Raw genomic sequence first — 26,966 nt, 5'->3', positions numbered from 1 at the left:
CCCGTTTACTCTGCCGGGCGATGCCGGATACTCCCCATTGTGGCTGGTGTCGGTCTACGACAACGCCGACTTTCCGGCGGTGCGCGATCGGGCGACCGCGCTCAAGGCCAAGGTGCTCGGGCCCGGAGTGGCGACGGTCAATTGTCCCATCGTTTTCACCGCGCCTTGACGCCAAAGCCGATCGGCTGCCTGACGCTTCTTTTGTCCTACTGAAAGAGGTGCGTGTAGACCAAGCTCGTTTGAGCTGAAGCCCTAGAAGCCAAGAAGATAATCCAAGATCGGCTTGCCAGCGAAACTTTGGAAAAGGTAGTCTTTGCCGGGGAGCGAGTTATTCCGGGCTGGGAGGGGCAATCCCATGACAGTGGCGGCCTCGAAGAGGCCGGAATCGATCGCAGGATGGCGGTCGATTCCGGGTATCGCCTATATCGTGGCGCTGTTGCTTGCAGCCTTATTCATCGCCGCAGGCACCCTTCTTTTGCCCAAGGGCTCTACGCTCGCGGTTTTTCTGTTCGATTATTCCGACAAGTCGTTCTTCGCCCGCGTCTATCCCTTCACCATCCAGAACGCCATGTATGTGATGATGGCGGTCGGGCTCGCCGACCTCTGGGTCAGGCATGCGGCGACGCAGCGCGAGCAGCGCTATATCGCCCGCAAGCTGCTGCCGGAGAACGACACCGACATCCTGCAGATCGACGATCTCGGCGCCATTCGCCGCACCGTATCCGACCTGAACGCGAGCGAGGAAGCCTTTCTGCCGCAGCTCATCGATCTTTCGATTCTGCAGCTCTTCACCGGCCGTTCGCTGGAACAGACCGTCGAAATCTACACGAGCACCCTCGAGCTGATGAGCCACCGGCTCGACCTCGCTTATCAGACCATGCGCTTTCTCGTGTGGGTCATTCCCACCACGGGGTTCATCGGCACCGTGGTCGGCATCTCGATCGCGCTCGAGGGAATGCAGGACCCGAAGAATATCTCGTTCGAGAAGGTGACCTCTGGCCTCGCCGTCGCCTTCTACACCACCATCCTCGCGCTCCTGTTGAGCGCCGTCCTCGTGCTGCTGCAAAACGTGGTGCAGCGCCGCGAGGAGATGGCGCTGAACCGCGCCGCGCTCTACACCCTGCGCAACCTGATCAATCGGGTCTATCTCGAGCACAGCAAGTAAACCGCCATGAAGCGGCCGCATCGCTCCATCGAGACCTTCGACATCTCGCTCATGGCGGTGGTGACCAAGGCCATGGGCGCCTTCCTCGTGCTGATGCTGCTGTTGATGCCCTATTACTCGTCGAGCCCGCTCGGCAAGGACGAGGCCCAGGATCTCGCGCGGAAGGTTCAGGACGCCGACGCCAAGATCAAGGGCGTGCTGGACAAGCTCGGCGACAAGGATCTCGGCAAGGACCTGGTGTCGGCCCGCGAGGAGCTTGGCAGCGGCGAGAAGCTCATCGGGCAGTTGAAGCGCTACGTCGATCAGTTGAGCGCGCAGGTGACGCGGCTTGAGGAGAAGATCGTCACGCTGAGCGCCGAGCTCGACCAGCTCAAGAAGGACAAATCCACGCTCAGCGCGCGCGTGGCCGAGCTGGAAAAGGAAAATGCCGACCTCAAGGCCGAGAACGAGAAACTCAAGGCCGAGATCGAGGAACTCAAGAAGCGCATTGCCGAGCTGGAAAAACAGATCAAGGACCTTAACGCCCGCATTGCCGAGCTCGAAAAGAAGATCGAAGAGCTCAACAAGCGCATTGCCGAATTGGAGAAGTCGGAGCCGGAAAAGGTCGAGGAGCTGAAGAAGCAGATCGAGGAGCTGAAAAAGGAGATCGCCCGGCTCAAGCAACAGGTTGAAGATCTCAACGCCCGGGTCGCCGCGCTGGAGGACGAGAACGCCCGGCTTCGGGCGAGGAACGCCGAGCTCGAGCAGCAGGTCGCGCAGTTGAATGCCCTGGTCGCTCCGCTTCAGGAGGAGAACGCCCAGTTGAAGGCCAAGATCGCCGAACTAGAGAAGCGGCTGAGCGAAGTACAGCAGGCCAACGCCAAGCTCGAGGCTCAGCCCGTTCTCGCAGGGGACGCCCAGAGCGCAGACTGCAGCTCTTTCACCATCGGCGCCTTCTCGGCAACCATGACGACCCAAGGGCAGAAACACGTTTTGAATTTCGGCAACGGTTTTGGCGTTCCGTTTCAGGCACGGCGGCTCGGCGGACGATACGTATCGATGTTCGTTGCTTCAGGTTTGCAGCCTAGTAACCGATATTTTCTCTTTCTGCTTTCGCGAAAAGAGGAACAGCGCGGCGATGAACCTCGGGCCGGCCTCAGCCATCACGCTGACGGTGGAGACCAGCCCAATGACGGCGGAGGACAGCCGTCTGAACCCCAACGGGAGAGTCCATTGCAGCCGCCCGCGAAAAGCTGCGTGGCAATCGTATCAATGGTCTTCTCGGCGGCAAATCGCGCCAAAAGCCGAATTTACCAGGTTGTCTTCGATCCAGGTCAGCCCGTGCAATATTTTGGCGATGCGATCACTGGTAGCGACTGGGACGCCCATTTTGCCGACCCTTCGCCGGAGGGACAGGCTTGGCTCAAGGATCAGCTCGCGCACGCCGACATTGTGCCCGCCGAAGCGCCGCCACCTGGGCCTGGCGCTGGCGGTGCTCCGCAAGGCGCCCCCGCCGGCGCACCACCACGATTTGAACCTCGTGCGGGCCGTGCCCCGCAAGGCGGACCCGCGGGCCCGGCGCCGCAGACTGGACCTGAAGCGCCCGGTGCTCCACCAGCCACCCTCGAAGGCCGGCGGACCAGAGGGCAGTAGCTCAAGGAACTCGGAAAAAGTGATATGCGTGGAACGGCTGTAGTCTTCTCGGCTTGATGGGGATGCGAAGTGGCAAAGCTGATCCGATGCCCGGCGGGACACATCTACGACAGCGCGGCGCATGAGGCTTGCCCGGAATGCGCGAGAACCGGCATGCCAAAGGCCGCCGAGGACGCGAGGCCGGCGCAAGTCGGCGAGGGCGCGAGTGCCGTCGTAGCGGCGGGGTCCGCCCTGCCGAAAAGCTGGCTTGCGATTGGCGGCGGTGCTGTGGCCGTCCTGGCCGTGGCGGGCTTCTTCTTGCTCAGGCCCTCCGGCGAAAACAAGGGGACGATTCCTAGTCCGTCCCCGTCGCAGTCGATTGCCGACCCAAACTCCGATCCGGACTTTCAGGCCTGCCTCAAGCCGTCGGATGTGCAAAGCGAGGCGTGCGAGCGCGCCGTTGCATCGGGCAAGTTCAGCGGCGGCGCGCTATCCAGCCTCTACAACAACCGGGGCATAGGGCATCAGAAAAAGAGCGAGCTCGACGCGGCGATCTCCGATTTCGCCGAAGCCATCAAGCTCAATGGCCGCAACGCCTTTGCCTTCAACAACCGAGGCAACGCCTATCGCGCCCAGCACAAGGATGACAGCGCGCTAGAGGATTTCGCCAAGGCCATCGAGATCGACGCCAAATATGTTTCTCCCTTCAACAATCGCGGTCTCCTCTACCTCAACAAGGGCGAATACGATCGAGCCATCGCCAATTTCGATCAAGTTGTCCGGCTCGATGCCAACTATCTCAGGGCCTATTGGAACCGGGGCAGCGCCTACCTGAAGAAGGGCCAACGCGACCACGCCATCGCCGACTACAACAAGGCGCTCTCGCTGAACCCCGACGATACAACGAGGAAGATGATCGAAGCAGAACTGAACGAGGCGAAGGCTGAGCCGGCGCCACAAGCCGCGGCGACGAACCAAACTCCAGCCTCCGCGCCGGGGCCAACGGCACAAACATCTACCGCCGATCCGAAATCGGATGCCCCCGAGGCATCCAATCCACCCTCAACATCGGCGCAAGCGACGGCTCCGCAAGGGAGTGACGCTCCCAATGCGGACACCAACAAGGTGGATACCGGCAAAGGCAAAGAGCCGGAGCCCGCGCCGAGCTCCAAAGTCCTGAAATCGACTGAGGAGGTTCTCGCCGACCCGGATTTCAAAGCCTGCCGCGCAATGGGGCTGGCAGACTGCGACCGCGGCATCGCCTCAGGCAAGTTCGAAGGCGAGGCGTTGGCGGTGCTTTACAACAATCGCGGCCAGGCGCGGAGCTTGCAACATGACGACGATAGGGCGCTGGAGGATTTGAACAAGGCGATCGCCCTCAATAAAAGCTTTGCGGCGCCCTATGCCAATCGTGGCGTGATCTATCAAGGCCGGAAGGACTACGACCGCGCCATCGCCGATTTCGACCAGGCCATTGAACTGAATTCGACGCACTTTGCCCCCTTTATGAGTCGCGCTGTGGCGTATTGGGACAAAGGCGATTCGGAACACGCCGCCGCCGATTACAAGAGGGCCCTTTCGCTCAATCCGCCGGACAAGGTCAAGAAGGACATTGAGCAGTCTCTCAAGGAGATCGAAGGCGGCGCGAAATTTCCGCCGGGTTCCGAGCCGGCGCAAAAACAAGGCTCGGCCGACGCGCCGCCTGACGACAAGAATTTGGCGCTGTCGGGGCCGAGCGAAGGCGGCTCGGACACCGGCTCGGGGCTGCCGCCCATCACCAAGCCAACTGAGGGTCAGGGATCCTCATTGTCGCTGCTCCCGAAGGAAGGCGAAGGAAGCCCGCCCGCGCAAGAGCAGGGCTCGGCCATGAAGGCACAGCTGCCAACGTCTGGTCCATGGGCGGCAATCGCGGCCGACGGCAACGGCGGCTGGGGCTCTGCGGTCGGCCAGCCTTCGCAGGATGAGGCGAGGAACGCCGCCCTGAAAGATTGCGGCGGAAGTGCTTGTAAGATTCTCGACGCCCTGCAATCCCGCTGCATCGCCTACGTCGAGAGCAGACAAGGCGGTTACTGGTATTTCGACTGGATCGGCCCCAACGAAAGCAACGTACAGAACAACGCTTTGAACGCCTGCAACAAGAAGGCGCCGGCCGGGTCCTGCAAACTCGTGAAGTCAATCTGCGCGCCGGGCTCGGCCACGCAAGCCAGTGCCGATCCGAAGAAGGACGCCGACTACTGCATGAAGACGATCGGGCCTGATGCCATCCCAGCCTGCGACCGGGCCATCGCCTCAGGTCATTTCGGCGACCGCGATCTTGCCACGCTGCACAACCAGCGGGGCTCGCTGCATTTCTTTAATAAGGAGGACGACGCGGCCATCGCCGAGTTCTCCGAGGCCATCCGTCTCGACGGCAGCCGCGCTAACTTCTTCGGCAACCGTGGCAACACCTACATCGGCAAGGGCGACTACGACAAAGCCATCGCCGATCTCGACCAGGCGATCAAGCTCGCCCCGGAGTCATCTAGCGGCTATCAGGGCCGGGCACTGGCGTATCTCAAGAAGGACCTGCCAGGCCCTGCGCGGGACGACTACACCAAGGCTCTATCGCTGAACCCCGACGCCAAGGACAAGAAGGACATCGAGAAGGCGCTCAAGGATCTGGGTCCCGACGTCCGCAACATGAAGATGCAGTGAGCCCTTATTCGACTTGCCCTCGCATGTCCTGCGCGTGGCTGCTCGTCCTCCTGATCTCTTGGGCGAGCGGCTCAGCGGCTGCGTCAATGTTTCTGCGCGCGAGAGTTTGGATCATGTCCCGGGAATGGGTATAAGCGTCCCTGACGTGACTTGTTACCCTCCCAAAACTCGGACCCAAAGACCCATGCGATGCATAAGTGACACACTGATCGTTGCGCTCATCGCGATGGCGATCGGCGCCGGCGCAGCCCAGGCGGCGGCGGAGGATTGCATGATCGGCGATTCTGCTCTGTGCGCTGCAAGGCCCAACTGTCATTGGGACTTCAAGAGACGCGGTTGCGAACAGGGCCCCCCGCCGCACGAGGATGCGTGCGCCGCGCACGAAGGCAAGGACGTCTGCAACGGCGACACTACGATTGGCTGCAAGTGGAACGCCGACAAGGAGAAATGTGAATCGGCGAAGTGATTTACCGTCGCCGGCAACGCATCGGTCACCGAAAACTCAAATCGATCTCTCCATAAAGCTCTGCCTGGGCTAAGCTGCGCGCGCGGGGCAGTCATAGGCAGCAAACGGAGGAAGTTCGATGAGTTCCAATCCCACCCGTCATCGCGACCGGGTGAAGGCGTCATTTTGCATCAGCTCTCTTGCCGGCTTGGCGGCCTGCGCGGGTCTGCTGGCGGTCTCGCTGGCGAGCCCGGCGCTCGCCGAGAACATACGCGGGGCGGCGACCGGTCCGACCACGGCGCCGGGTTTCAGCCATCCAGAGCAATACATCCATCTCAAGGATGTGAAGCCCGCCGACAACATGTACCCGGTGATCCAGCATGCAGAGCAGGACAAGGCGGCGCAGGACAAGCTCGCGGTGCTCTCGGCAAAGACCGGCAAGAAGCCCAACATCCTCATCTTCCTTTTGGATGACGTCGGCTGGGGAGACCCCGGGTTCAACGGCGGCGGCACCGCTGTCGGCAACGCCACGCCGAACATGGACAAGCTCGCCAATGAAGGCCTGCTCTTGACCTCGGCCTATTCGACGCCGTCATGCTCGCCGACCCGCGCCACCATCCACACCGGGCAGAACCCGCTGCATCACGGCATCCTACGCCCGCCGATGTATGGCGAGCCTGGAGGCCTCGACGGCGCCATCACCATGCCGCTCCTGCTCAAGAACCAGGGCTACGTCACCCAGGGCGTGGGCAAATGGCATATGGGCGAGAACCAGGGTTCGCTGCCGCAGAATGTCGGCTATGACGACTATGTCGGCTTCCTCGGCGTGTCCGACATGTACACCGAGTGGCGCGACACCTATTTCAACCCCGAGGTCGCGCTCTCGCCTGAGCGCTTCAAGATGCTCGAAGACGACGTCTTCAATCATTACGAGGTGCATTGCACCCCTGCCGACAAGACCAAATGCGAGAACGGCAAGCTCATCGAGCTCGACTACATCAAGGAGCTCGACCAGCACTGGTTGGACACGAGCCTCGCCTTCCTCGACAAGATGAAGGGGGCAAAGCAGCCCTTCTATCTCTACCACGCCACGCGCGGCTGCCATTTCGACAACTACCCATCGGATCAATGGGCCGGCAAGTCGATGGCGCGCACCGTCTATGGCGACTGCATGGTGCAGATGGACGATGTGCTCGGCAAGCTGGTCGACAAGCTCACCGAGATCGGCGAGCTCGACAACACGCTGATCCTGCTGACCTCGGACAACGGACCTGAATGCGAGATCCCGCCGCATGGGCGGACCCCGTTCCGCGGGTGCAAGGGATCGAGCTGGGAGGGTGGCGTGCGCGTGCCGACCTTCGTCTATTGGAAGGGGATGATCGCCCCGCGCCGCTCCGACGGCCTGTTCGATCTCGCCGACATCCTGCCGACGGCGCTCGATCTCGCCGGCGTCCCTGGCGGCAAGCTCGCCGGGCTGTTCCCCAAGACCACCTATATCGACGGCGTCGACCAGACGGCGTTCTTGATCGCCGACGACGGTCTGTCGGCGCGCCGCAGCAGGATCTACACCCTGAACCAGTATTACTCGGCGATACGTATCGATGAGTTCAAGGGCGTGGCGACCGGCGAAATCGAGAACGGCGTGGTGCAGAAGGGCTTCCCCGGCGGGTTCAGCGGCTCGGTGTTCACCGACACCGGCGGGGCCATCGTGTTCAACCTCTACACCAACCCGCAGGAGGACGTGAGCATCGGCATTCGCCATATCCCGTTGGCGGTTCCACTCGGAGAAACGGGAGGCTGGTACATGAAGGAGCTGATGGAATATCCGCCGCAGTTCAAGATCGGCTTCATGTCCAACAACCCGCCGGTCTATGACGTCCTTCCCGAAGCAAAAATGGGGGTGAAGGCGTGGATCAAGGAGCATGGGTTCGGCAGGCTCACGCCCTAGCAGACAAACAACGAGGAGCTCGTGCCGCCGCGCGCGGGCTCCTCGCCTGTGCTCTTGGGTCAGCGCGTGATGCGGCTGATCTTCGAGCCTTCAAGCGTCAGATTGTACATGAGGCCTGCAGGATCGAGGATGAAGCCGAGGACCGGGCTCGTCAGGCTCTCGGTGTCGATCGCCCCGCCGGCGCCGAGGGTGACGATGGCCACCGACCCGTCGACACCGGCCTTCCAGCCATAGGTGCCTTCGAAGCTCGACAGTGCCCGCTCGGTCATGAACATGATGATGACGGTGCGGGTCTGCACGCCGAGCTGAAAGCCGAACGAGCCTGAGATCAGATTGTAATATCCGCCGGGGCGACCGCGGATGATGAGCAGCCCCTCGCCATATTCGCCGCCAAGTCCGATTCCGGCCTTGACCACCGACGGGAACACCAGAATTCCCGCGGCCTTGGCGGCGATCTCGCGGGCGCCGCGGACCTGGCTCTCGAAGCTCGTCAGCGCGGCATTGACCTTGGCATCGATCTCGGGGCCGGTCGCCGCTTCGCCCCGCGACGGGCCTGCGACCATTGCCAGCACGGTGATGAGGATCAAGGAGAGCGCTCGGAACGTCGTCATATGTCAAACCTCACCAGGTCGGGGCGCGAGGAAAGCAACGTGACAGAACGAGCCCTTCAGTTCAGGGACGCCGAAGGCTAATCAGCGATCGGGCCGCTGGCAACCATGCGGCTGGCCTTCGCCGGGAGGCCACGGAAAAGCTCGATCCTGCGTCTTGAGTTTGCGAGAGTTTCGCCCGCGCCATGGTCACCGGCAAGAAGCGCCGGGACGGGGCCTAATCGTCCTCGCCGAAGCCGGACTCGACGAGCGCGATCAGCGCCTCGAGCGCAGCGCGGGCGTCGGTTCCCTCCGCCTCGATCAGGATCGAGTGGCCTTGGCCCGCGGCGAGCATCATCAGGCCCATGATCGAGGTGCCGCCGACGGTGTGGCCTTCCCGCGTCACGCGGATCTCGGCGTCGAAGCCTCCGGCGCAGCGCACGAATTGCGCCGAGGCGCGGGCGTGCAGCCCCTTCTTGTTGGGGATGGTCACCTCGGCGAAGTAGAGACCGTTTCCCGTCCCTCTCGCTTTAGTGCCGCGCTTGTTCAGCTGATCCATGATCCGTCATACCGGCGAAAGCCGGTATCCAGCACCAAGATTAATCTGACAGTCTCCTGCTCTGCCCACTGGATTCCGGCTTTCGCCGGAATGACGCAAATGGGCGATGGCATGAGAACCATTTCAACCTCGACACATCACGCGCTAATTGGCGGCGAGGATCTGGCTCGCCACGCTGATATATTTCCGTCCGGCTTCCTGCGCCTGATTGACCGCTTCCTCAAGCCCACACTCGCCGCGCACGCTGGCGAGCTTCACCAGCATGGGAAGATTAACGCCGGCAATCACCTCGACATTGGAGCGCTCCATGGCCGAGATGGCAAGATTGGAGGGCGTGCCGCCGAACATGTCGGTGAGCACCACGACGCCGCCGCCATTGTCGACCCTGGCGAGCGCGGCAAGCATATCGGCGCGCCGCTCATCGAGGTCGTCGTCAGGCCCGATGGAAATGGTCTCGAGCTGCTCTTGAGGTCCGACCACATGCTCGAGCGCCGCACGGAATTCATGGGCAAGCCTGCCATGTGTAACGATCACGACGCCGATCATGTTGCCCCGCAAATTTGGTCCGCCCGGTTAAAGGCCGCTATCTTTGTCGCGACGGCGGAAAGGCGCAAGCCCGAACCTATGCCTGTTGATGAGGCGATTGTGACACTGCCGAAAGAAGCGCCAATTTCAGCTTCAGCGCCGCGGAAGGCTCGAAAGGTGCAAGTCTTACAACTGGAAGCGCAATCCCTGCGAGGGTGATTCGCTCAGCCGGATCAGGCGGCATGCGAGGTACCTCTTCGGCCGAAACGAGATCGGCGACAAGGATAAGCCGCGCGTTCGGGCGATGCGGTAGGTCCAAAATGCCAAGGCCTCTCACCTCGATCTTGCCGGCGATGGTCTCGGGCGCCGAGGCGACAAGGCTGCCGTCACGCATAGCCTCGACCCACACTTGATCGTCGGCCACGAGCTGTGGCCGCAAGTCCTGCTCTGGGCCAAGCGCAAGAAAGCGAAGCGCGAGGTCGGACTTACCGCTGCCTGAGCCCCCGCGCAACAAGGCCCCATGCTGGCCGAGCGCCACGCAGGTGCCATGCACGAGCTCGCGTCTTTCACTCACGCATGCCTCTTGAATGGCCGTTAAGCGGCAGGAAGGCGGATCACGAAACGGGCGCCGCCGCTCTCGCGTTCGGCAGCGCCGACGCTCTTGCCGCGCCCGGCGCCACCCTCGTGAACACGGTTCTCAGCCCACAAGCGCCCGCCATGGGCGACCACGATCTGCCGTGAAATGTTGAGGCCTAGCCCCGAATTCTGGCCGAAGCTCTCCTGCGGCCGGTCGGTATAGAAGCGCTCGAAAATCCGCTCCAGATTCTCCGGCGGGATGCCCGGACCTTCGTCCTCGACCGCGATCTGAATCTCGTTGCCAACGCGCTTCGCCTTGACCGACACGCGGCCGCCGGGCGGCGAGAAGGAGATGGCGTTGTCGAGCAGGTTGACGATCACCTGACTCAAGCGGCTGTCATGGCCGATGCAGCGATAGGGACGGGCGCCGCTGCTATAGGCGACGTCGATCACCACCTCGGGCGTGTCGTCGCGATGGATGTCGTTGAACAGCGACACCGTGGTGCGCAGCAGATCGGCGGTGTCGACCGGGCGGGCGTCCTCGCGGGCAAGCTCGGCATCGAGCCGCGAGGCATCTGAAATGTCGCTAATCAGCCGGTCGAGCCGCCTCACGTCGTGCTGGATGATCTCCATCAGCCGCTCCTTGGCATCGGGGGTCTTGGCGAGCGGCAAGGTCTCGGTGGCGCTGCGCAAGGAGGTGAGCGGGTTCTTGAGCTCATGCGCCACGTCGGCGGCGAAGCTTTCGATGGCGTCGATGCGGCGGTAGAGCGCCTGGGTCATGTCGCGGAGCGCGCCGGAGAGATGACCGATCTCGTCGGTGCGGTCGGTGAAGTCGGGGATCTCGGCGCGCGCCTTCACGCTGTGGCGCACGCGCTCGGCCGCCGAGGCAAGCCGCTGCACCGGGCCGGCGATGGTGTTGGCGAGGATCATCGAGAGGACGACGGTGACGGCGGCGGCGAACAAGGACACGCGCACGATGCCCCAGCGTTCCGCCGCGACGATGTTGTCGATGTCGCCGCCGCGCGTGGAGAGCAAGAGCACGCCAAGCACGGCGCGCAGGCGCTGCACGGGCACCGCCACCGACACCACGAGCTCGCCCTTGTCGTTGACGCGCACGATGGGCACCGAGGTGCCGGTCAGCGCCGAGGCGACCTCCGGATAGGCCTTGCCGTTGTCGCCGCCGATCTCGTTGTAGAGCGGCAGATCGTATTGCCGCATGCGCGTTTTCACTGCCTGCCAGAAGGCGGTCAGCGCGTCGGGCTTCTCCGCGTCGGGCGGGGGCAGGTCGTAGCGGAGCACCTCGCCGCGCGAATAGAAGGTGTCCGAATCGAGGATCAAAGCGCCGTCGCGGCCATAGATGCGGGCGCGGCTGCCGGTCGGCTTGACCAAGCGGCGCAGGATCGGAGCGGCGCGTTCCGGATCGATAGTGAATCCGAGGCTGTCGTCATCGGCGCCGCCGCTCGCTTGTCCCGGCTCGCTCTCCAGGAGCTTTTCCGGATCGAGCTGGATCTGGTCGGTGTCGACGCCGGCGGACGCGGCGAGCGCTCCGGCGATGATCTCGCCTTGGGTGAGCAAGCTCTGCACCTTGGCGTCGATCAGGCCGGCTCGGAACTGATTGAGGTAAAGAATGCCGGAAACGAGGATCGCCAAGCCGATCAGATTGAGGATGACGATGCGCCGGGTGAGGCTTGAGAAGCCGTGACGGAAGGGCAGACGCTGCCACAGCCAGCGCGCCCCCCGGCGCAGGCGGATGTAGCTTGCTTTCAGGCCGCGTCGCAGGCGCTCTCTAAGCCTCGTCGCCTCGGCTCCCTGCCAGGACCTGTCGGCCTCGGCGGTCATGGATCTCCTGACCCGCTACTCTTTGAAGCGATACCCCACGCCGTAGAGGGTTTCGATCACGTCGAAGCTCGTATCCACGGCCTTGAACTTCTTGCGCAAGCGCTTGATGTGGCTGTCGATCGTTCGGTCGTCGACATAAACCTGATCATCATAGGCGGCATCCATCAGCGCGTCCCGGCTTTTGACCACGCCTGGCCTCGCGGCAAGCGCCTGCAGGATCAGGAACTCGGTGACGGTCAGCGTCACCGGGCGGTTGTCCCAGACGCAAGTGTGCCGCTCGGGGTCCATCTTGAGCTTGCCGCGCTCGAGCACCTTGGACTTGTCCTCGACCGGCGCGCTGCCGTCGCGCGGCGCGGCGCGGCGGAGCACGGCCTTGACCCGCTCGACCAGAAGGCGTTGCGGGAAGGGTTTGCGGATGAAGTCGTCGGCGCCCATCTTCAGCCCGAACAGCTCGTCGATCTCCTCGTCCTTTGAGGTGAGAAAGATCACCGGCAGCTCGGTGCGCTGGCGCAGCCGCCGCAAAAGCTCCATGCCGTCCATGCGCGGCATCTTGATGTCGAGGATGGCAAGGTCGGGCGGATTTTCGGAGAGACCGTCAAGGGCGCTTGCCCCGTCGTTATAGGTCTGGGTCTTGTAGCCTTCAGCCTCGAGCACCATGCGCAAGGAGGTCAGAATGTTACGATCGTCGTCGACAAGTGCGATGGTTGGCATTGAGATGGCACCTTGCGGTCAGGGAATCGGGGGGTTCAGGCTGACGCAAAATATGGCAGCATGGGGGCGCGTCACGCAGCCCGTTAATATTGCAATGCAGCAAATATCCTTATGGCGCAAGTAAATAAGACATGAGCGAGATGCCCTCCAAGGCTGAATTGGCCGCCGATGCAAGGGGTTTGGTGCGGCGCGCGTTGAAGGCCTCGCTTGCCAGCATTGCCTCCGGCAGCGCCTATCCTTACGCGTCTCTGATCACCACCGCGACCGAGGCCTCCGGCGCTCCGATTTTCCTGATCTCGGGGCTCGCCCAGCACACGCGAAACCTGACGCAAGACCCTCGCGCCTCGATCCTGTTCGACGGCACCGGCGCCGCCGGCGATCCCCTGCAGGGCGCACGCGTGACGCTGTTCGGCAGGGCCGAGAAGGTCGGGGACGAGGCGGTGCGGCGCAGGTTCCTGGCGAGGCACCCTGAGTCGGAATTCTACGCCGGCTTTCCCGACTTCGCCTTCTGGCGGCTCGAGGTTGAGGGCGCCCACTATATCGGTGGCTTCGGCCGCATCGTCGATTTCGCGCCGGAGGAGCTTCTGGTCGACACCAAAGGCGCAGGCGATCTGCTCGCCGCGGAGCCGGACATCCTCGCCCATATGAACGCGGACCATGCCGACGCCATCCGCCTCTACGCCACGCGGCTCGCGGGCGCGCCTGAGGGCTTCTGGCGGATGAGCGGCATCGATCCTGAGGGCTGCGATCTGATTTGGGAAGGCGATGCCCGACGTATTCGCTTTCAGGCCCCTATCGCCACGCCAAGCGAGGCCCGGGCCGAGCTGGTGCGGCTCGTCAACGCGGCAAGGGAGCCTGATTAGGACCTCGCAGCCCTTGCCTTGAAAGCTTTGCAAGATCGGGCTAGCAAGGGAAAGAAATTCACCCTACCGCCGCATCGCCCTAGCCAGAGGATCAGCCCGCATGAGCGTTCAGTCGAAGATTGTTCCAGGAGGCGCCAAGACCACCAACCCCAAGGTTCTGGCCTTCGTCGAAGAGGCAAAGGCCCTGTTCAAGCCGGAGTCAGTGGTGTGGTGCGACGGCTCGAAGGAAGAATATCAGCATCTCCTGAAATCGCTGGTCGATGGCGGCACCGCGCTCTGGCTCAACCCCGACAAGCGGGCGAATTCGATCCTGGTGCGCTCAGATCCGGCGGACGTCGCCCGGGTCGAGGACCAGACCTATATCTGCTCGAAGTCGAAGGACGACGCCGGTCCCACCAACAATTGGTTCGATCCGGCCGAGATGAAGGCGACGCTGACCAAGCTCTACGACGGCGCCATGGCCGGGCGCACCATGTATGTGGTGCCTTATTCCATGGGCCCGGTCGGCTCTCCCATCGCCGGCATCGGCGTCATGGTGACCGACTCGGCCTACGCCGTCGCCAACATGCACATCATGACCCGCGTCGGCGACAAGGTGTGGAAGGCGCTCGGCGACTCTGAGGATTTCGTGCGCGGCATGCACACGGTCGGCTATCCGCTCTCGACGCCCTCGACCGCCGACGTGCCGTGGCCCTGCAACAAGACGAAGTACATCTCGCATTTCCCCGAGACGCGCGAGATCTGGTCTTACGGCTCAGGCTATGGCGGCAATGCGCTGCTCGGCAAGAAATGCCACGCGCTCCGCATCGCTTCAGTGAAGGCCCGCGACGAGGGGTGGATGGCCGAGCATATGCTGATCCTCAAGCTGACCAATCCGGAAGGCAAGTCGAAGTTCATCGCCGCAGCCTTCCCCTCGGCCTGCGGCAAGACCAATCTCGCCATGCTCAATCCGACCATTCCCGGTTGGAAGGCCGAGACCATCGGCGACGACATCTGCTGGATGAAATTCGGCGCCGACGGGCGTCTCTATGCCATCAATCCCGAGACCGGCTTCTTCGGCGTGGCGCCAGGCACGTCGGATGAATCCAATCTCAACGCCATGAAGACGCTCACCGCCAACTGCATCTATTCCAACGTGGCACTGACCGACGACGGCGACGTGTGGTGGGAGCAGATGAGCAAGGCCCCCGAGCACACCGTCGACTGGATGCGCCGCAACTGGACGCCGGCTTCGGGCCGCCCGGCGGCGCACCCCAATGCGCGATTCACGGCTCCGGCATCACAGTGCCCGGTGATCGCGCCGGAATGGGAGGATCCCAAGGGCGTGCCGATCGACGCCATTCTTTTTGGCGGCCGCCGCGCCACCGTGGTGCCGCTCGTCACCGAGGCGCTCAACTGGCTGCACGGCACGTTCCTCGGCTCGATCATGGCCTCTGAGAAGACCGCTGCCGCGTCGGGCGTGAAGGGCGATATCCGCCGCGACCCGATGGCCATGCTGCCCTTCTGCGGCTACCACATGGGCGACTATTTCGCCCATTGGCTGAAGATGGGCGAGAAGGGCGGCGCCAAGATGCCGAAGATCTTCTACGTCAACTGGTTCCGCAAGAACGGCGACGGCAAGTTCATGTGGCCCGGCTACGCCGAGAACAGCCGCGTGCTGAAATGGATCTTCGAGCGCTGCGAAGGCAAGGCCGACGCGGTCGATACGCCGATCGGCAAGGTCCCTGCCGATGGCGCCATCGATGTCAAGGGAGTCAAGGTCGATCCCGCCGACATGAAAGCGATGACCAGCGTCGACAAGGAAGGCTGGAAGGCCGAGATTCCGCTGATCAAGGAGCACTTCGCCACCTTCGGCGCGAAACTGCCGCAGGCGCTGAAGGACGAGCTCGCCGCGCTGGAGAAGCGGCTCGGCTAGCTGAATATCCGAAGACTCGTATTGGTGGGCCTTTCCGCGCCTTTACGCCCGTAGAGTGTCGGTGCGTGGAGAGGCCCGTCACGGCGAGGGCGACTGGCTGGTGAGAAAAATCCGCATTGTCTCGAAGTCGAACGTCACGGCGTAGGGCTTGAAGAAGTCGTGGCCGATCATGCCTGCGAGATGGAAGCCAAAACTGTTCTCCCACGGGAACGGTCCATCGTAGAGACCCGCGACATTGTCTTCCCGCATGTTTCCAAACGAAAGCTGGCGCACGGTGTAGGGCACGATTTTCAGCGTTCCGCCGGCCCCAGCGCCTTCGGAAGCCTTGTCCTCCTCGAGCTTGATTCCCGCCGCCTTGATCACCGGTTCCGCGAGCTTTACGCCCGCGCCCGCAAGCCCCGTGTCGACGAACAAGAGCGCAGGTGGCATCGTCTCCACGCGACCCCAACCCACCATGAAGTGATCGCTCGCCATCCAGAAGGGAACCGCGACGCTGTCCTCGGACGACTCTGCCGCAAACCTCTTGAGACTCTCCGCGTTTTTGCGGCGCAAGACGAGCTCGCCGCGCGGAAAATCGAGCGTCGCCAGGAAATGGTAGAACAGAGTGGTGCCGATCACGCCGTCGATGCGCTTCACTCCAAGCCCTGCTGAGAGTTGGCGAAAGGGCAGCGTCATGACGGGCAGGTTCTGAACGGTCCAATCGCCGAGCTTGAGCGATTCGATGCGCGACTGCCCGACCTTGGCCTGCTCACCGCCGGCGAACGTGCCCTGCACGTCGCCGAATTGCGGAAGGCCGAGCTCCTTCGCGAAGTCGGTGTCGAGCCCGAGCTCGGAGCCTCCGGTATCGATGAAGAAGCTGACCTCGTCGCCGCCGTTTACGCGCACGCTGACGACCGGCAGCGAAGCACCGTTCAAGAATTTGAGGTGCGTGGTTTGCCCGTCGCCGTGCACCTCATAGGGCGTCTGGCCCTTGAAGCTCTCCAACTTGGCGACATTCAAAGTCGGATATTGCTCGATGATCAGCCTGTTGGTGCCGACCTCGACTCCGTTGAGCGCAGCCACCGCCTTTTGGAAGTCGTCGCGGCGATAAAACGTTTCGGCCAGCATGACCTTGGCGTCGTCGTCCCCTGGCCGCAGAGCGATGGCGGCTTCCAACCACCTCTGCGCGTCGTCGAGCCGGTTGGCAAGCAGGGCGACCCGGCCCAGTTGGAGGACCGCCGAATAGTCCTTCGGATCTTGGGCGACGATTCGTGCGTAGATGTCGCCAGCCTCTGTAAACTTCCCAGCCTTGAAGAGCTGGGCCGCGGAATCGGCGTCAGACCGGTTCGGCTCAGACCTCGCTTGTCCTGGGAAACAAGTCGCGACAATCAGGGCAAGTGCGATGCAGATGCTGGCATATTTCATTTTTGTTTCCGTCATGAGTTGCTGTGCGCCGCCCGGACTGTATCAGAGATCGGATCGCGCGAGCGCAGGACAGCAGAGGGGCACGCGCCGCTCTTGCCGCATCGCGCGCTTCGCCTTAAGCCACGTGCATGAGCAAGGGCAAAGGCAAAGGCGTGGTCGCCGCCGGTCATGAGCTGACCGCACTGGCCGCGGCGGAAATACTGCAAGACGGCGGCAACGCCTTCGACGCCTGCGTCGCGGGCCTGTTCATGACCTTCGTCGCTGAAGCGGTGTTCTCCTCGCCTGGCGGCGGCGGCTTCCTCATGGCGCGGCGGGCAGGAAGCGACGCCGTCACGCTGTTCGACTTCTTCGCCGAGACGCCTCGACATAAACGAGAGAGAGACGAAGTCTCTTTCTATCCAATCCACGCCGATTTCGGCCCGGCCAAGCAGGAGTTTCATATCGGCATGGGCTCGAGCGCCACGCCAGGTGTGGTGCCCGGCCTCTTCGCCATGCACGAGGAGCTATGCCGGCTTCCGATGAAGCGCCTGGTCGAGCCCGCGGTGCGCGCCGCGCGCGCGGGATTCCCGCTCTCGGCGTTCCAGGCCTATCTCCTCACCGTCATCGCGCCGATCCTCAAGGCCACCACCGGCGTTGCGAAAATCTTCGCGCCCGGTGGCACACTGCTGAAAGCCGGCGAAACCTTCAGCAACCCCGATCTTGCCGAGACCATCGAATGGCTCGCAGAGGACGGCGCGCGCCTGTTCCTCGACGGCGATGTCGGCCAGGCCATCGTCAAGCAGCAGCGCGACGGCGGGTTCCTCACCCATGACGATCTTGCCGACTATCGCGTGGCGCGGCGGACGCCAATCCTGTGGCAGCACGACGGCGCCACCGTCGCACTCAATCCGCCGCCCGCCGCAAGCGGCGCGCTGATCGCCTTCGGCCTCTTCTATGTGCAAGCGCTCACCGACGCCGGCCGGGCGCTCGACGCGCTTGCGCTGAAAGAGGCCATGCAGGCCACCAACGAAGCGCGCGCCTCGCACGGCGAGGGGCTTGCCGCCAAGCTCGCCGATGGCGTGCTCGCGAAAGACATGCGCGAGGCCGCGCGGCACCCCGCAGCTCACCGCGGCACCACCCATGTCAGCGTCATCGATCGCGACGGCAACGCCGTTTCGGCGAGCCTCTCCAACGGCGAGGGCAACGGCTCGATGGTCGGCAGATTCGGCTTCATGCTGAACAACATGCTTGGCGAAGAGGATTTGACGCCCAAAGGCCTGGGAAAATGGCGCGAAGGCGTGCGGCTCTCCTCGATGATGGCGCCGGCCATCATCTTACAGCCCGACGGCACGGTCGTTGCGCTCGGCAGCGGCGGCTCGAACCGCATCCGCACCGCCATCCTGCAAGTCGCCGTCAACCTGCTCGATCATGGCATGAGCCTGGAAGACGCGGTGGACGCGCCGCGGCTGCATCTTGAGCGCGAGGGGACGCTCAGCTTCGAGCCTGGCCTGCCGGAGGCTGCGCATGCCGCCTTCCGCGCGCTTGGCGAGAAAGCCCGTGCCTGGCCGGAGCGGAATCTGTTCTTCGGCGGCGTGCACGCCGCGCGCCGCTTCGCCGACGGCGTCGTCGAGGGCGCTGGCGATCCGCGTCGCGGCGGGGTCGCAATCGTGGTGTAGGCGATAGGGGTTGGGCGACGGTCCGCCCATGTCGTAAACTGCCAATTTGGCGTCGCTAATCGTCAATAAGCTCGGACTGCCCGGCGCAAGATACAAGTGACGGGACGTCGCCAGTCATGAGGGCAAGCATGAAAACCGCCATTGCCATCAGTCACGTTTGCTTCGAGGACGCCGGCACGCTGGAAGACGCGATTACCGACCGTGGCATGTCGTTCCGCTATCTGCAAGCCGGCGTGGACGATCTCACGCCGGCCAAGGACGCCGACATTCTCGTGGTGCTCGGCGCGCCGATCGGCGTCTACGAGGTCGACCGCTATCCGTTTCTGAAGGAGGACTTCGCGGTGATCGAGGCCGCGCTCGCCCGCGGCAAGCCGATCATCGGCATCTGCCTCGGCTCGCAACTCCTCGCCGCCGTGCTCGGCGCCCGCGTTTATCCCAACCGCGAGAAGGAAATCGGCTGGGGCCTGCTGGGCTTGACCCCCGACGGGCGCAAATCGCCGCTCGCGGCGCTCAGCGAGAACAAGTTCAGGGTGCTGCACTGGCACGGCGACACCTTCGATCTGCCGCGCGGCGCCACCTGGCTCGCCGAGACCGCGGTCACCCCGCACCAGGCCTTCAGTACCAACAACGGCAGGGTGCTCGCCCTGCAATTCCACGTCGAGCAGCACACGAGGGGCATGGAGCGCTGGCTGGTCGGCCATACGCTCGAGCTGACGACCGCCGGCGTCGATGTCAACCAGCTCCGCGCCGACACGCAGCGCCTTGGGCCCGGCATGGAGAAGGCGAGCCGGACGGTGTTCGACCTGTGGCTCGACCATGTCGGCGTGGCGCCGGCGCGAACAACGGCGCCTGCGAAGTAGGATTTCGCTCAAAGTCCGAGGTGCTGAACCTCTCCCCAGCGGGGAGAGGTCGGTTGCTGCGCCCTTAGGCGGAGCAACCGGGTGAGGGGGCTATTTGACTCCGAGAACTGGCTCCCCCTCACCCTTTCCGCCATGCGACTTGCGCAAGCACCGCTCAAAAGCGTCGCGCTCAAGATCGCGGCAGAAAGCCCTCTCCCCACAGGGGAGAGGAGGAGCAAGCGCGGGGCTTGGCGCTACAACGGGTGCTGGTCGGTGGAATCCTTCGGCGCGTCGAAGGTCTCGCCGGGCGTCGCCGGCAGCTCGGTATTGTCGGGCGCTTTGATGTCCTCGCCCTTGGCGTTCCACCAGGTCGAGCCGTAGCTCACGCCGCCGGAGCGCTTGACGAGATGGGTGAGCACCACCTCGCCCGGATAGTAGTTGACCGTCCACGGCCCGACGATGCCCTTGGGAATCGCCCGCCAGGTCACCAGGATCTCGTCGCCCTTCTTGGCGTCGCCCTTCTTCACCTCGAGCAGCCTGAGCTTGGCGAGATAGGCCGGCAGGTCTTCTCCGGTCTTGTCGTCCTTGGTCACGACGGTGCAGCTCACCGACACAACGCGGACCGCGGCGACGAGGTCGCTCTTGTCCATCAGCTCCTGCTCGGACATCGGCGCCGGCAGCGCAAGCGCCGGCGTGGCGAGGAGGAGGGCAAGAGCAGGCAGCAATCCCATGACCCGTCTGATCATCCACTTTCTCCCAAACCTATTCTCGGCGTCATGCCCGGGCATGTCCCGGGCATCCAGTGAGGCCTACCACAATTTGGGACGGCGCGGTTTGGACTTTGCGTGGGGGAGGGTAGGGAGGGGGGTTAAACCAAAAAACCTGCGCTGCTTACCCCCCTCCATTCGCGCAAGGCGCGAATGTGCTCCCCCGCAAGGGGGGAGCGGGGAGACTTGACAGCTCCTGCGATCAATCCCGGTCGACGAGGCCCTTGACGCCCTCATGCTTGGCGCAGTGGACGCAGCAATAGATGGTGTCGCCATGCTGCACGCCGTGGCCGATGACGCGGCACCCGCAATGCGGGCAGACCGGCGCGAGCGCGGCAATGGCGCATTCGAACGAGTCGAACACGAGCGTGCGGCCGCCCATGGTGACCTCGAAGCTCTGGTCGTAAGTGTTGCCGCATTGCGCGCATTTGCCCATGGGAATGTCCTCCGCTTCACAAGAACCTCGTCATGCCCGGACTTGATCCGGGCATCCATGCCGTTAGGCCTCAGCAAGTTGAAGCGTCAGCGGAATGGATTGCCGGGTCAAGCCCGGCAATGACGGCGTTGAGCTGACGCTTGCATAACTCGGTTGGGGGGCCACTCCTAATGCGCGGCCTCCCAGTTGTCGCCGGCCCGGGCGTCGACCTTAAGCGGCACCTTCAGCTTCAGCACCGGCTCCGGCGCCTTCTCCATCACCGCCTGCGCCACCTCCATGGTCTTGTCGACCTCGTCCTCAGGCGCCTCGAACACGAGCTCGTCATGCACCTGCAGCAGCATGCGCGCGCTGAGTCCGGCTTCGGCGAGCGCAGGGACCATGCGGATCATGGCGCGGCGGATGATGTCGGCGGCAGAGCCCTGGATCGGCGCGTTGATCGCGGCGCGCTCGAAATTGCCGCGGAGCGACGGGTTCTTGGTGTTGATCTCCGGGTAATGCACCTTCCGCCCGAACAGCGTCTTCACATAGCCCTGGCGGCGGGCCTCGGCCTTGGTCGCCTCCATGTAGTCGCGGATGCCGGGGAAGCGCTCGAAATAGGTCTTGATATAGGTGCCGGCCTCGCTCCTGCCGATGCCGAGCTGGGCGGCGAGCCCGACGGCCGAGATGCCGTAGACGATGCCGAAATTGATCGCCTTGGCGCGGCGCCTGATCGCCGGGTCCATGTTTTCGATCGGCACGCCGAACATCTCGCTCGCGGTCATGGCGTGAATGTCGAGGCCGTCGGCGAAGGCCTGACGCAGCGTCGGCGTGTCGGCCATGTGGGCGAGCACGCGAAGCTCGATCTGGCTGTAGTCGGCGGAGATCAGCTTCTTGCCCTTCTCCGTCACGAAGGCCTTGCGGATGGCGCGGCCTTCCGATGTGCGCACCGGGATGTTCTGCAAATTCGGCTCGAGCGACGAGAGCCGGCCCGTGGTGGTGGCCGCGAGTGCGTAAGAGGTGTGCACGCGCCCGGTCTCGGGGTGAATGTAGGTGGGAAGGGCGTCGGTGTAGGTGCTCTTCAGCTTGGCGAGCAGGCGCCAGTCGAGCACCTTGCGCGGCAGCTCGTGGCCCTCGGCGGCAAGCTCTTCGAGCGCGCTTGCATCCGTGCTCCAGGCGCCGGTCTTGGTGCGCCGTCCGCCGGCGAGACTCATCTTGTCGAACAGGATCTCGCCGAGCTGCTTCGGCGAGCCGATATTGAAGTCCTCGCCGGCAAGCTCCCTGATCTCGTCTTCGAGCCGCGCGAGGCTTTGCGCGAAGCTGCCTGACAGCCCGGCAAGCGTGGCACGCTCGACCCTGATACCGGTCCGCTCCATCAGCGCCAGCACCGGCGCGATCGGCCGCTCCAGGGTCTCGTACACGGTGGTGACGTGCTCGGCGGCAAGACGAGGCTTGAGCACCGTCCAGAGCCGCAAGCCGATATCGGCTTCCTCGCCGGCAAACTCCGTGGCACGCGCGACCGGTACGCGGTCGAAGGTGACGGCGGCGCGGCCCGTGCCAACGATCTCCTTGTGGGTGAGGCAGGTATAGGAGAGGAGGGCGCCCGCGAGCTGCTCGGGCAGATGCTCGGCGCGGCCTGCGTCGAGCGCATAGGACATGAGGCAGGGGTCGTCGAAGCCTTGAAGCGCGATGCCGTAGCGGGCAAGCACCACCATGTCGAATTTGGCGTTCTGCACGATCTTGAGCACGCTCAAATCTTCCAACAGAGGCTTCAACAGATCGAGCGCCTCGCGCATCTGGATGCGCGGGCCCTCTTCGCCGCCGAGATCGAGCTCATCGGTGGCACGATGGGCGAGGGGCACATAGGCCGCCTGTCCGGGGCGTAGCGCGAGCGCGATGCCCACGAGCTCGCCCTGCATTGGATCGAACGAGGTGACCTTGGCCCTGAAGGCGACATGGCCCTGATCGCGCGCGGCGTCGAGCAAGGCGGCAAGGCGCTCAGGGTGGACCACCGTTTCGTATGTGCTGCGGTCGAAGGGGAGGACGGCGAGCCTGGCCGCGCGCTCCGCGGCCAGCTCTGCTGGTGAGCCCTCTTCAGCATGACGCCCTTCACTGGCAGGTCGATGGGCGACGAACCCTCCCAGAGGCATCTTGCGCAGTGGGTGGTCATAGGCTGCTTCGCGTTTGCGCGATTGCTTTGTAGGCGCCGCTGCACCCTCCGGGACAGGCACACCGAGGTCTTCCGCCACGCGACGAAGCAGAACTTTGAATTCTAGCCTGCGCATGAAGCTCATCAGCGTCTCGGCGTCTGGCTGGCGCACCAGCGTCTCGGCGAGCGGCACCTCGACCGGCACGTGGGTGTCGAGGGTGACCAGCGTCCGCGACAGGCGCGCCTGGTCGGCGAACGTGATGAGGCTCTCGCGCCGCTTTGGCTGGGTGATCTCTGAGGCGCGGGCGAGCAGCGTGTCGAGATCGCCATACTCGTTGATGAGCAGCGCAGCGGTCTTGACCCCGATGCCCGGCACGCCAGGGACATTGTCGGTGGGGTCGCCGATCAGCGCCTGCACCTCGATGACCTTCGTGGGCGGCACGCCGAAGCGCTCCATCACCTCGTCCTCGCCGATCACCCTGTTCTTCATGGTGTCGTACATGCGGATGCCTGGGCGCACGAGCTGCATGAGGTCCTTGTCGGAAGAGACGATGGTCACGTCGGCGCCGGCTTCCAGCGCCTCGCGCGCGTAGGTGGCGATGAGGTCGTCGGCCTCGTAGCCCTTCTGCTCGAGGCAGGCGACGTTGAACGCCTTCACCGCCTCTCGGACCAGCGGGAATTGCGGGACGAGGTCCTCCGGCATGTCCGGGCGATGCGCCTTGTAATCGGCATAGAGCTCGTTGCGGAACGTCTGCTCGGAAAGGTCAAATATGGCTGCGATATGGGTCGGCGGATCGAGCTCGCCTGACTCGCGCAATAGCTTCCACAGCATGCCGCAAAAGCCGTGCACGGCGCCGACCGGTAGGCCGTCGGACCGAGGCAGCGGCGGCAGCGCGTGAAAGGCGCGGAAGATGTAGCCCGAGGCGTCGATCAGATAGACGTGGTCGCCCTTGGCCACCGGCCTTCCGGCGGCCGTTTGCGTGCTGTCAGCCATTGTCATGATGGGGGAAATATAGGGATTGGCGGGGCTGCCGTCAGCATGGGCAGGGGCCTTGTCCCCACCCGTCCGCGCCGCTTCGCGCCGCGTCCACCCTCCCCTCGCGGGGAGGGATAACTGAGATCGCTTGGCCTGTCTTATCCCTCCCCTTCAGGGGAGGGTGGCTCGCCCGGCCTTGGCCGGGTTAGCCGGGTGGGGTCCCATTTTGTCATGCCCGCGCAGGCGGGCATCCAGTAACCCTCGGTGGTTCAGAATCGAGCACCGACAGTGGTTACTGGATCGCCCGGTCAAGCCGGGCGATGACAAGGACGGAGGCCATCCCAGCAACCGCGACTAATGTCGGGGGTCGCGACGATCCGTTAAGGCTTGTTCGACTGCTTCGCGCGTGGGGCCAGCAATCCAATCGGCGCTAGCGAATGCGACAAGTCGATTGACTTCGCGTGTCGTGACATCAAGACGGCTTGTTGTGTGTCGTCCAACGAGTGCGACTTCCCTCGTCAGAGGCGCGACTACTTGCGCCGTTGGGTGTTGCAATGCAGCAGGAGGCGCGTCGGCATAGCCATCCACCAGCCAAACGACGCCGCGATCACCTGTGATGAAAGACTCTCCATGGGGAGCGCTCAGCCAAACCCACGACAACCGGGGAAAATGGCGGACTTGGAAATACCAAGCCTGGATATGCAGCGCCTCGAGGCGATCATCTGTGCGGAGAATCCATCTCCAGCCAAGCTTACGAAGCTCGTCAAATTCATCAGCGTCCACCTCACGGCGCTCGCCGCTCGCCGGGTCCTCTACTAGCGATGGGTGCGTTCGATACCCGATCTCTTCGAACCCTGGGGGAGGCTCTTCGACTACTACCGAATCTAACGGCTCGTTAGCCCATGCCTGCACGAGCTTCATGTACCCAGGCGCGCGCGCGGCTTGCCAAGCCAAAAAGCGCCACACCTCAGGTGGGATGCCTACGCTCTCCGTCGCGTCACCCGTTGCGATGCTTCTTATCGCTGTGGATGCTGCGCTCTCGATCTTAGAGAGATGCGCCTCGATTGATGCGTCTGGTTCAGCAAGACCTCCACGACCATCGTAGAGCCCGCGCACAGTCGAAATGTTTTTGGGTGATCGCCGGGCAATCTTGCCCGTCGTTAACGATGCGATCCAGACATACGGATCTCGCCGATTCTCAGACTCCGGGGCAACGAATCCGCGAAGGTAGAACTTGGGGACGGTATGCGCTTTCGTTCCCATGCCAATGTCTCAGCCGAGCCGGGTGGGGTGGCCTGCAGCCCTAATGCGTGCGCTCAAGCTCGTGGCTGCGCTCGGCGCTGCCCGCGGCGAAGACCATGTCGGCCCCGCCGAAGGTCTTCTCGATATAGTCCTTGAAATAGGTCTCCATGAACGGGAAGGCGCGGGCGAGCCGCATGAAGTCCTTCTGCGAGATCCACAACACGGTGGAATCTTCAAGCGCCACCACGAGTCCGGTGCGGAGCGACGATTTGACCAGCACCCGCTCGCCGAAATGGTCTCCTGGGCCGAACACCTTCTCGAAATGCTCGGCCGTCTCGGCATTGTCGATGGTGAGCTTGAGCGAGCCCTTGACTACGGTATAGAAGCCATCGATCAGCATGCCGGGCTCGAGAACCTTGTCGCCCTTGCGGTAATGGATGTAGCGCGTGCTCGGCATCGACGACTGTACCAGCACGATATTGGGCGGCGTGAACACGTTCAGGATCCAGTTCACCAGCACCCGCACCTTGGTGGCGAATCCCGGCAGGAAGGAAAGATAGAAACCGCGCCACAATAGCCAGGCGAGGAAGCCCGAGAGCTTGATGCCGTAGACCTCGGCCACGGCCTTGCTCATGCCGAGCGAGGCGAGCGATCCCCTCGAGGTATAGGCAAAGGGCTTGAGCTCCTCTTGCTTGGCCTTGGCGATCAGATTGTGGGCGAGCTGGCGCCCTTCGCGCACGGCGAACTGCGCAGTCTGCGGGGCGTAGTGCAAGGGGTCGTCGGCAGGCTGCTCGACCAGCGGAATGAGCGCCGCGTCGCCAACCGCCCAGATGCCGTCATGACCGGAAACGCGCATGAAGCGGTCGGTCTTGATGCGTCCCCACTGCATGTCGAGGGCGAGCGATTCGACCAGGCGATGCGGACCGTTGCCGATGGTGGCGACGATGGTCCGCGTCGGAATGAGGCTGCCGTCGGCGAGTTCCACCCCGGTCGAGGTTGCCGATTTGGTGCCGATGCCGGTCATGACCTCGATGCCGTTCATGCGCAGCCGCAGCGTCGCATATTCGGCGAGGTCGGCAGGGAAAGTGGGCAGGATGCGGTCGGCATATTCGATGAGGTAGACGCGGATCTCCTCGGGCTTGATGTTGGGATAATATTTCAGCGCGCGGCGGATCAGGTCGTTGATCTCGGCCACCGTCTCCACCCCGGTGAAGCCCGCGCCAACCACCACGAAGGTGAGCAGCTCGCGCTTCAGCTCCGGCTCCTTCGCCACATCGGCCATTTCCAGGCAGCCGATCACGTGGGTGCGCAGGCGGTGCGCATCGGAGAGGTTCTTCATGGTGAGTGCGTGCTCGGGCAGCCCTGGGAACCGGTTCAGGTCCACGCTCATGCCGAGCGCGATGATCAGCTCGTCGTAAGGAAGGTCGACAGGGATGCGGCGGAAGCCCTGCACCACGGTTACCGTCTTCTTGGCGAAGTCGATGCCCATGATTTCGGCCTGGCGGATCTGGACGCCGCGCAGCAAGAGGCGCAACGGCGCCACCGCGTCGGAGGAGTGGATGGTTGCGGCGGCGACCTCGGGCAGCAGCGGCTGGAACACGAAATAGTTGTTGTTGTTGATCAGCTCGATGTCGAACCGGTCGGCTCCGCGGCGGGCAAGCTCCTTGGCGGCAAACACGCCGCCGAAGCCGCCGCCAAGGATGAGAATCTTCTTCTTTTCCATGTCAGAACCTTGCCTTCCAGGCATTTGCAGGCATACCTACGCCGTTCGGAAGCCAGAAGCGACAAATCAGATATCGGAAGCGAGAAGTCTGACGCCAAGGGGCCTTGCGCTCCGATTTCGGCTCCCGACTTCCGGGTTCTGATTTCCGGCTTCCGATTTCTGATTTCTGTCGCCCGCGTTGCCTAGGCAGACATGTCTGGGTTAGGTTGCTGGCGGCCGGCACCCGTAGCTCAGTTGGATAGAGCGTTGCCCTCCGAAGGCAGAGGTCACAGGTTCGAATCCTGTCGGGTGCGCCAGCTCTTGTGGCTTTGCGTGCATTGAGGTTTGATCGGATCGCGTACGTCTGGTGCCGTAGCAACAC

Annotated in this window: 20 protein-coding genes and 1 tRNA gene; 9 read left to right on the top strand and 12 right to left on the bottom strand. The window is 63.6% G+C overall.

Annotation, left to right across the window (positions count from 1 at the left end; translation table 11 throughout):
* The first annotated feature begins 355 nt into the window (after positions 1-355).
* The 4 genes from ACREC7_RS09665 to ACREC7_RS09650 all read left to right on the top strand — a co-directional run bounded on the left by ACREC7_RS09665 (position 356) and on the right by ACREC7_RS09650 (position 7,863).
* Positions 356-1,165 carry a MotA/TolQ/ExbB proton channel family protein gene (locus ACREC7_RS09665; protein ID WP_431555471.1) on the top strand — a complete coding sequence of 270 codons (810 nt, stop codon included), beginning with the start codon at positions 356-358 and terminating at the stop codon, positions 1,163-1,165.
* 6 nt (positions 1,166-1,171) lie between these two features.
* On the top strand, positions 1,172-2,797 hold the full coding sequence (locus tag ACREC7_RS09660) for a hypothetical protein (protein WP_431555470.1): 1,626 nt from the start codon (positions 1,172-1,174) through the stop codon (positions 2,795-2,797).
* Between the two features lie 69 nt (positions 2,798-2,866).
* Positions 2,867-5,470, top strand: a complete 2,604-nt coding sequence (locus tag ACREC7_RS09655; protein ID WP_431555469.1) for a tetratricopeptide repeat protein — start codon at positions 2,867-2,869, stop codon at positions 5,468-5,470.
* A gap of 584 nt (positions 5,471-6,054) precedes the next feature.
* The gene (locus ACREC7_RS09650) at positions 6,055-7,863 is read left to right on the top strand and encodes a sulfatase-like hydrolase/transferase (RefSeq protein ID WP_431555468.1); all 1,809 of its coding nucleotides are present in this window, start codon (positions 6,055-6,057) and stop codon (positions 7,861-7,863) included.
* A gap of 59 nt (positions 7,864-7,922) precedes the next feature.
* Here the strand turns inward: ACREC7_RS09650 and ACREC7_RS09645 are convergent, their stop codons facing one another.
* The 6 genes from ACREC7_RS09645 to ACREC7_RS09620 form a co-directional block, all read right to left on the bottom strand.
* Positions 7,923-8,474: a YSC84-related protein gene (locus ACREC7_RS09645; protein WP_431555467.1), complete on the bottom strand. Its 552-nt coding sequence runs from the start codon at positions 8,472-8,474 to the stop codon at positions 7,923-7,925.
* Between the two features lie 214 nt (positions 8,475-8,688).
* Positions 8,689-9,012 carry an HPr family phosphocarrier protein gene (locus ACREC7_RS09640; protein ID WP_431555472.1) on the bottom strand — a complete coding sequence of 108 codons (324 nt, stop codon included), beginning with the start codon at positions 9,010-9,012 and terminating at the stop codon, positions 8,689-8,691.
* A 141-nt stretch (positions 9,013-9,153) separates the two neighbouring features.
* Entirely contained in the window at positions 9,154-9,555 is a 402-nt protein-coding gene (locus ACREC7_RS09635) for a PTS sugar transporter subunit IIA (protein ID WP_431555466.1), read from the bottom strand.
* 76 nt (positions 9,556-9,631) lie between these two features.
* Positions 9,632-10,108: an HPr kinase/phosphorylase gene (locus ACREC7_RS09630; protein ID WP_431555465.1), complete on the bottom strand. Its 477-nt coding sequence runs from the start codon at positions 10,106-10,108 to the stop codon at positions 9,632-9,634.
* Positions 10,109-10,128: 20 nt separating this feature from the next.
* Positions 10,129-11,949, bottom strand: coding sequence for a stimulus-sensing domain-containing protein (locus tag ACREC7_RS09625; RefSeq protein WP_431555464.1), 1,821 nt, complete (start codon positions 11,947-11,949; stop codon positions 10,129-10,131).
* Between the two features lie 15 nt (positions 11,950-11,964).
* A complete protein-coding gene (locus ACREC7_RS09620; protein WP_431555463.1) occupies positions 11,965-12,660 on the bottom strand; it encodes a response regulator transcription factor in 696 nt (231 codons plus the stop codon).
* Positions 12,661-12,791: 131 nt separating this feature from the next.
* On the opposite strand from ACREC7_RS09620, the gene ACREC7_RS09615 reads away from it, so the two are divergent.
* On the top strand, positions 12,792-13,523 hold the full coding sequence (locus tag ACREC7_RS09615) for a HugZ family protein (protein ID WP_431555462.1): 732 nt from the start codon (positions 12,792-12,794) through the stop codon (positions 13,521-13,523).
* A gap of 100 nt (positions 13,524-13,623) precedes the next feature.
* Positions 13,624-15,438, top strand: coding sequence for a phosphoenolpyruvate carboxykinase (GTP) (locus ACREC7_RS09610; protein WP_431555461.1), 1,815 nt, complete (start codon positions 13,624-13,626; stop codon positions 15,436-15,438).
* A gap of 78 nt (positions 15,439-15,516) precedes the next feature.
* On the opposite strand, the gene ACREC7_RS09605 is transcribed toward ACREC7_RS09610, so the two are convergent.
* On the bottom strand, positions 15,517-16,857 hold the full coding sequence (locus ACREC7_RS09605) for an aspartyl protease family protein (RefSeq protein WP_431555460.1): 1,341 nt from the start codon (positions 16,855-16,857) through the stop codon (positions 15,517-15,519).
* Positions 16,858-16,970: 113 nt separating this feature from the next.
* Here ACREC7_RS09605 and ACREC7_RS09600 point away from each other — a divergent pair, with 113 nt between their 5' ends.
* Together ACREC7_RS09600 and ACREC7_RS09595 are read left to right on the top strand one after the other, a co-directional pair.
* Positions 16,971-18,497: a gamma-glutamyltransferase family protein gene (locus ACREC7_RS09600; protein ID WP_431555459.1), complete on the top strand. Its 1,527-nt coding sequence runs from the start codon at positions 16,971-16,973 to the stop codon at positions 18,495-18,497.
* A gap of 128 nt (positions 18,498-18,625) precedes the next feature.
* Complete coding sequence (locus ACREC7_RS09595; RefSeq protein WP_431555458.1) at positions 18,626-19,357, top strand: glutamine amidotransferase; 732 nt, start codon at positions 18,626-18,628, stop codon at positions 19,355-19,357.
* Positions 19,358-19,590: 233 nt separating this feature from the next.
* On the opposite strand, the gene ACREC7_RS09590 is transcribed toward ACREC7_RS09595, so the two are convergent.
* The 5 genes from ACREC7_RS09590 to ACREC7_RS09570 all read right to left on the bottom strand — a co-directional run bounded on the left by ACREC7_RS09590 (position 19,591) and on the right by ACREC7_RS09570 (position 26,605).
* Positions 19,591-20,082, bottom strand: coding sequence for a hypothetical protein (locus tag ACREC7_RS09590; protein ID WP_431555457.1), 492 nt, complete (start codon positions 20,080-20,082; stop codon positions 19,591-19,593).
* 223 nt (positions 20,083-20,305) lie between these two features.
* Positions 20,306-20,539: a hypothetical protein gene (locus tag ACREC7_RS09585; protein ID WP_431555456.1), complete on the bottom strand. Its 234-nt coding sequence runs from the start codon at positions 20,537-20,539 to the stop codon at positions 20,306-20,308.
* Positions 20,540-20,706: 167 nt separating this feature from the next.
* Entirely contained in the window at positions 20,707-23,658 is a 2,952-nt protein-coding gene (polA, locus tag ACREC7_RS09580; protein WP_431555455.1) for a DNA polymerase I, read from the bottom strand.
* Between the two features lie 336 nt (positions 23,659-23,994).
* Positions 23,995-24,903, bottom strand: coding sequence for a DUF4238 domain-containing protein (locus ACREC7_RS09575; protein WP_431555454.1), 909 nt, complete (start codon positions 24,901-24,903; stop codon positions 23,995-23,997).
* Positions 24,904-24,943: 40 nt separating this feature from the next.
* Positions 24,944-26,605, bottom strand: coding sequence for an FAD-dependent oxidoreductase (locus tag ACREC7_RS09570; RefSeq protein WP_431555453.1), 1,662 nt, complete (start codon positions 26,603-26,605; stop codon positions 24,944-24,946).
* A gap of 219 nt (positions 26,606-26,824) precedes the next feature.
* On the opposite strand from ACREC7_RS09570, the gene ACREC7_RS09565 reads away from it, so the two are divergent.
* A tRNA-Arg gene (locus ACREC7_RS09565) sits at positions 26,825-26,901 on the top strand.
* Positions 26,902-26,966: the final 65 nt, after the last annotated feature.

It is taken from the genome of Methyloceanibacter sp. (assembly GCF_050728395.1).
In the GTDB taxonomy this organism is placed as follows: domain Bacteria; phylum Pseudomonadota; class Alphaproteobacteria; order Rhizobiales; family Methyloligellaceae; genus Methyloceanibacter.
This window is presented reverse-complemented; position numbering and strand designations above follow the sequence as displayed.

What these genes read in the sequence shown, in the direction of transcription:
- ACREC7_RS09665 (WP_431555471.1), top strand. Translation starts at nt 356, where the DNA reads ATGACAGTGGCGGCCTCGAAGAGGCCGGAATCGATCGCAGGATGGCGG.
- ACREC7_RS09660 (WP_431555470.1), top strand. Translation starts at nt 1,172, where the DNA reads ATGAAGCGGCCGCATCGCTCCATCGAGACCTTCGACATCTCGCTCATG.
- ACREC7_RS09650 (WP_431555468.1), top strand. Translation starts at nt 6,055, where the DNA reads ATGAGTTCCAATCCCACCCGTCATCGCGACCGGGTGAAGGCGTCATTT.
- ACREC7_RS09645 (WP_431555467.1), bottom strand. Translation starts at nt 8,474, where the DNA reads ATGACGACGTTCCGAGCGCTCTCCTTGATCCTCATCACCGTGCTGGCA.
- ACREC7_RS09635 (WP_431555466.1), bottom strand. Translation starts at nt 9,555, where the DNA reads ATGATCGGCGTCGTGATCGTTACACATGGCAGGCTTGCCCATGAATTC.
- ACREC7_RS09625 (WP_431555464.1), bottom strand. Translation starts at nt 11,949, where the DNA reads ATGACCGCCGAGGCCGACAGGTCCTGGCAGGGAGCCGAGGCGACGAGG.
- ACREC7_RS09620 (WP_431555463.1), bottom strand. Translation starts at nt 12,660, where the DNA reads ATGCCAACCATCGCACTTGTCGACGACGATCGTAACATTCTGACCTCC.
- ACREC7_RS09615 (WP_431555462.1), top strand. Translation starts at nt 12,792, where the DNA reads ATGAGCGAGATGCCCTCCAAGGCTGAATTGGCCGCCGATGCAAGGGGT.
- ACREC7_RS09610 (WP_431555461.1), top strand. Translation starts at nt 13,624, where the DNA reads ATGAGCGTTCAGTCGAAGATTGTTCCAGGAGGCGCCAAGACCACCAAC.
- ACREC7_RS09605 (WP_431555460.1), bottom strand. Translation starts at nt 16,857, where the DNA reads ATGACGGAAACAAAAATGAAATATGCCAGCATCTGCATCGCACTTGCC.
- ACREC7_RS09600 (WP_431555459.1), top strand. Translation starts at nt 16,971, where the DNA reads ATGAGCAAGGGCAAAGGCAAAGGCGTGGTCGCCGCCGGTCATGAGCTG.
- ACREC7_RS09595 (WP_431555458.1), top strand. Translation starts at nt 18,626, where the DNA reads ATGAAAACCGCCATTGCCATCAGTCACGTTTGCTTCGAGGACGCCGGC.
- ACREC7_RS09590 (WP_431555457.1), bottom strand. Translation starts at nt 20,082, where the DNA reads ATGATCAGACGGGTCATGGGATTGCTGCCTGCTCTTGCCCTCCTCCTC.
- ACREC7_RS09585 (WP_431555456.1), bottom strand. Translation starts at nt 20,539, where the DNA reads ATGGGCAAATGCGCGCAATGCGGCAACACTTACGACCAGAGCTTCGAG.
- polA (WP_431555455.1), bottom strand. Translation starts at nt 23,658, where the DNA reads ATGGCTGACAGCACGCAAACGGCCGCCGGAAGGCCGGTGGCCAAGGGC.
- ACREC7_RS09575 (WP_431555454.1), bottom strand. Translation starts at nt 24,903, where the DNA reads ATGGGAACGAAAGCGCATACCGTCCCCAAGTTCTACCTTCGCGGATTC.
- ACREC7_RS09570 (WP_431555453.1), bottom strand. Translation starts at nt 26,605, where the DNA reads ATGGAAAAGAAGAAGATTCTCATCCTTGGCGGCGGCTTCGGCGGCGTG.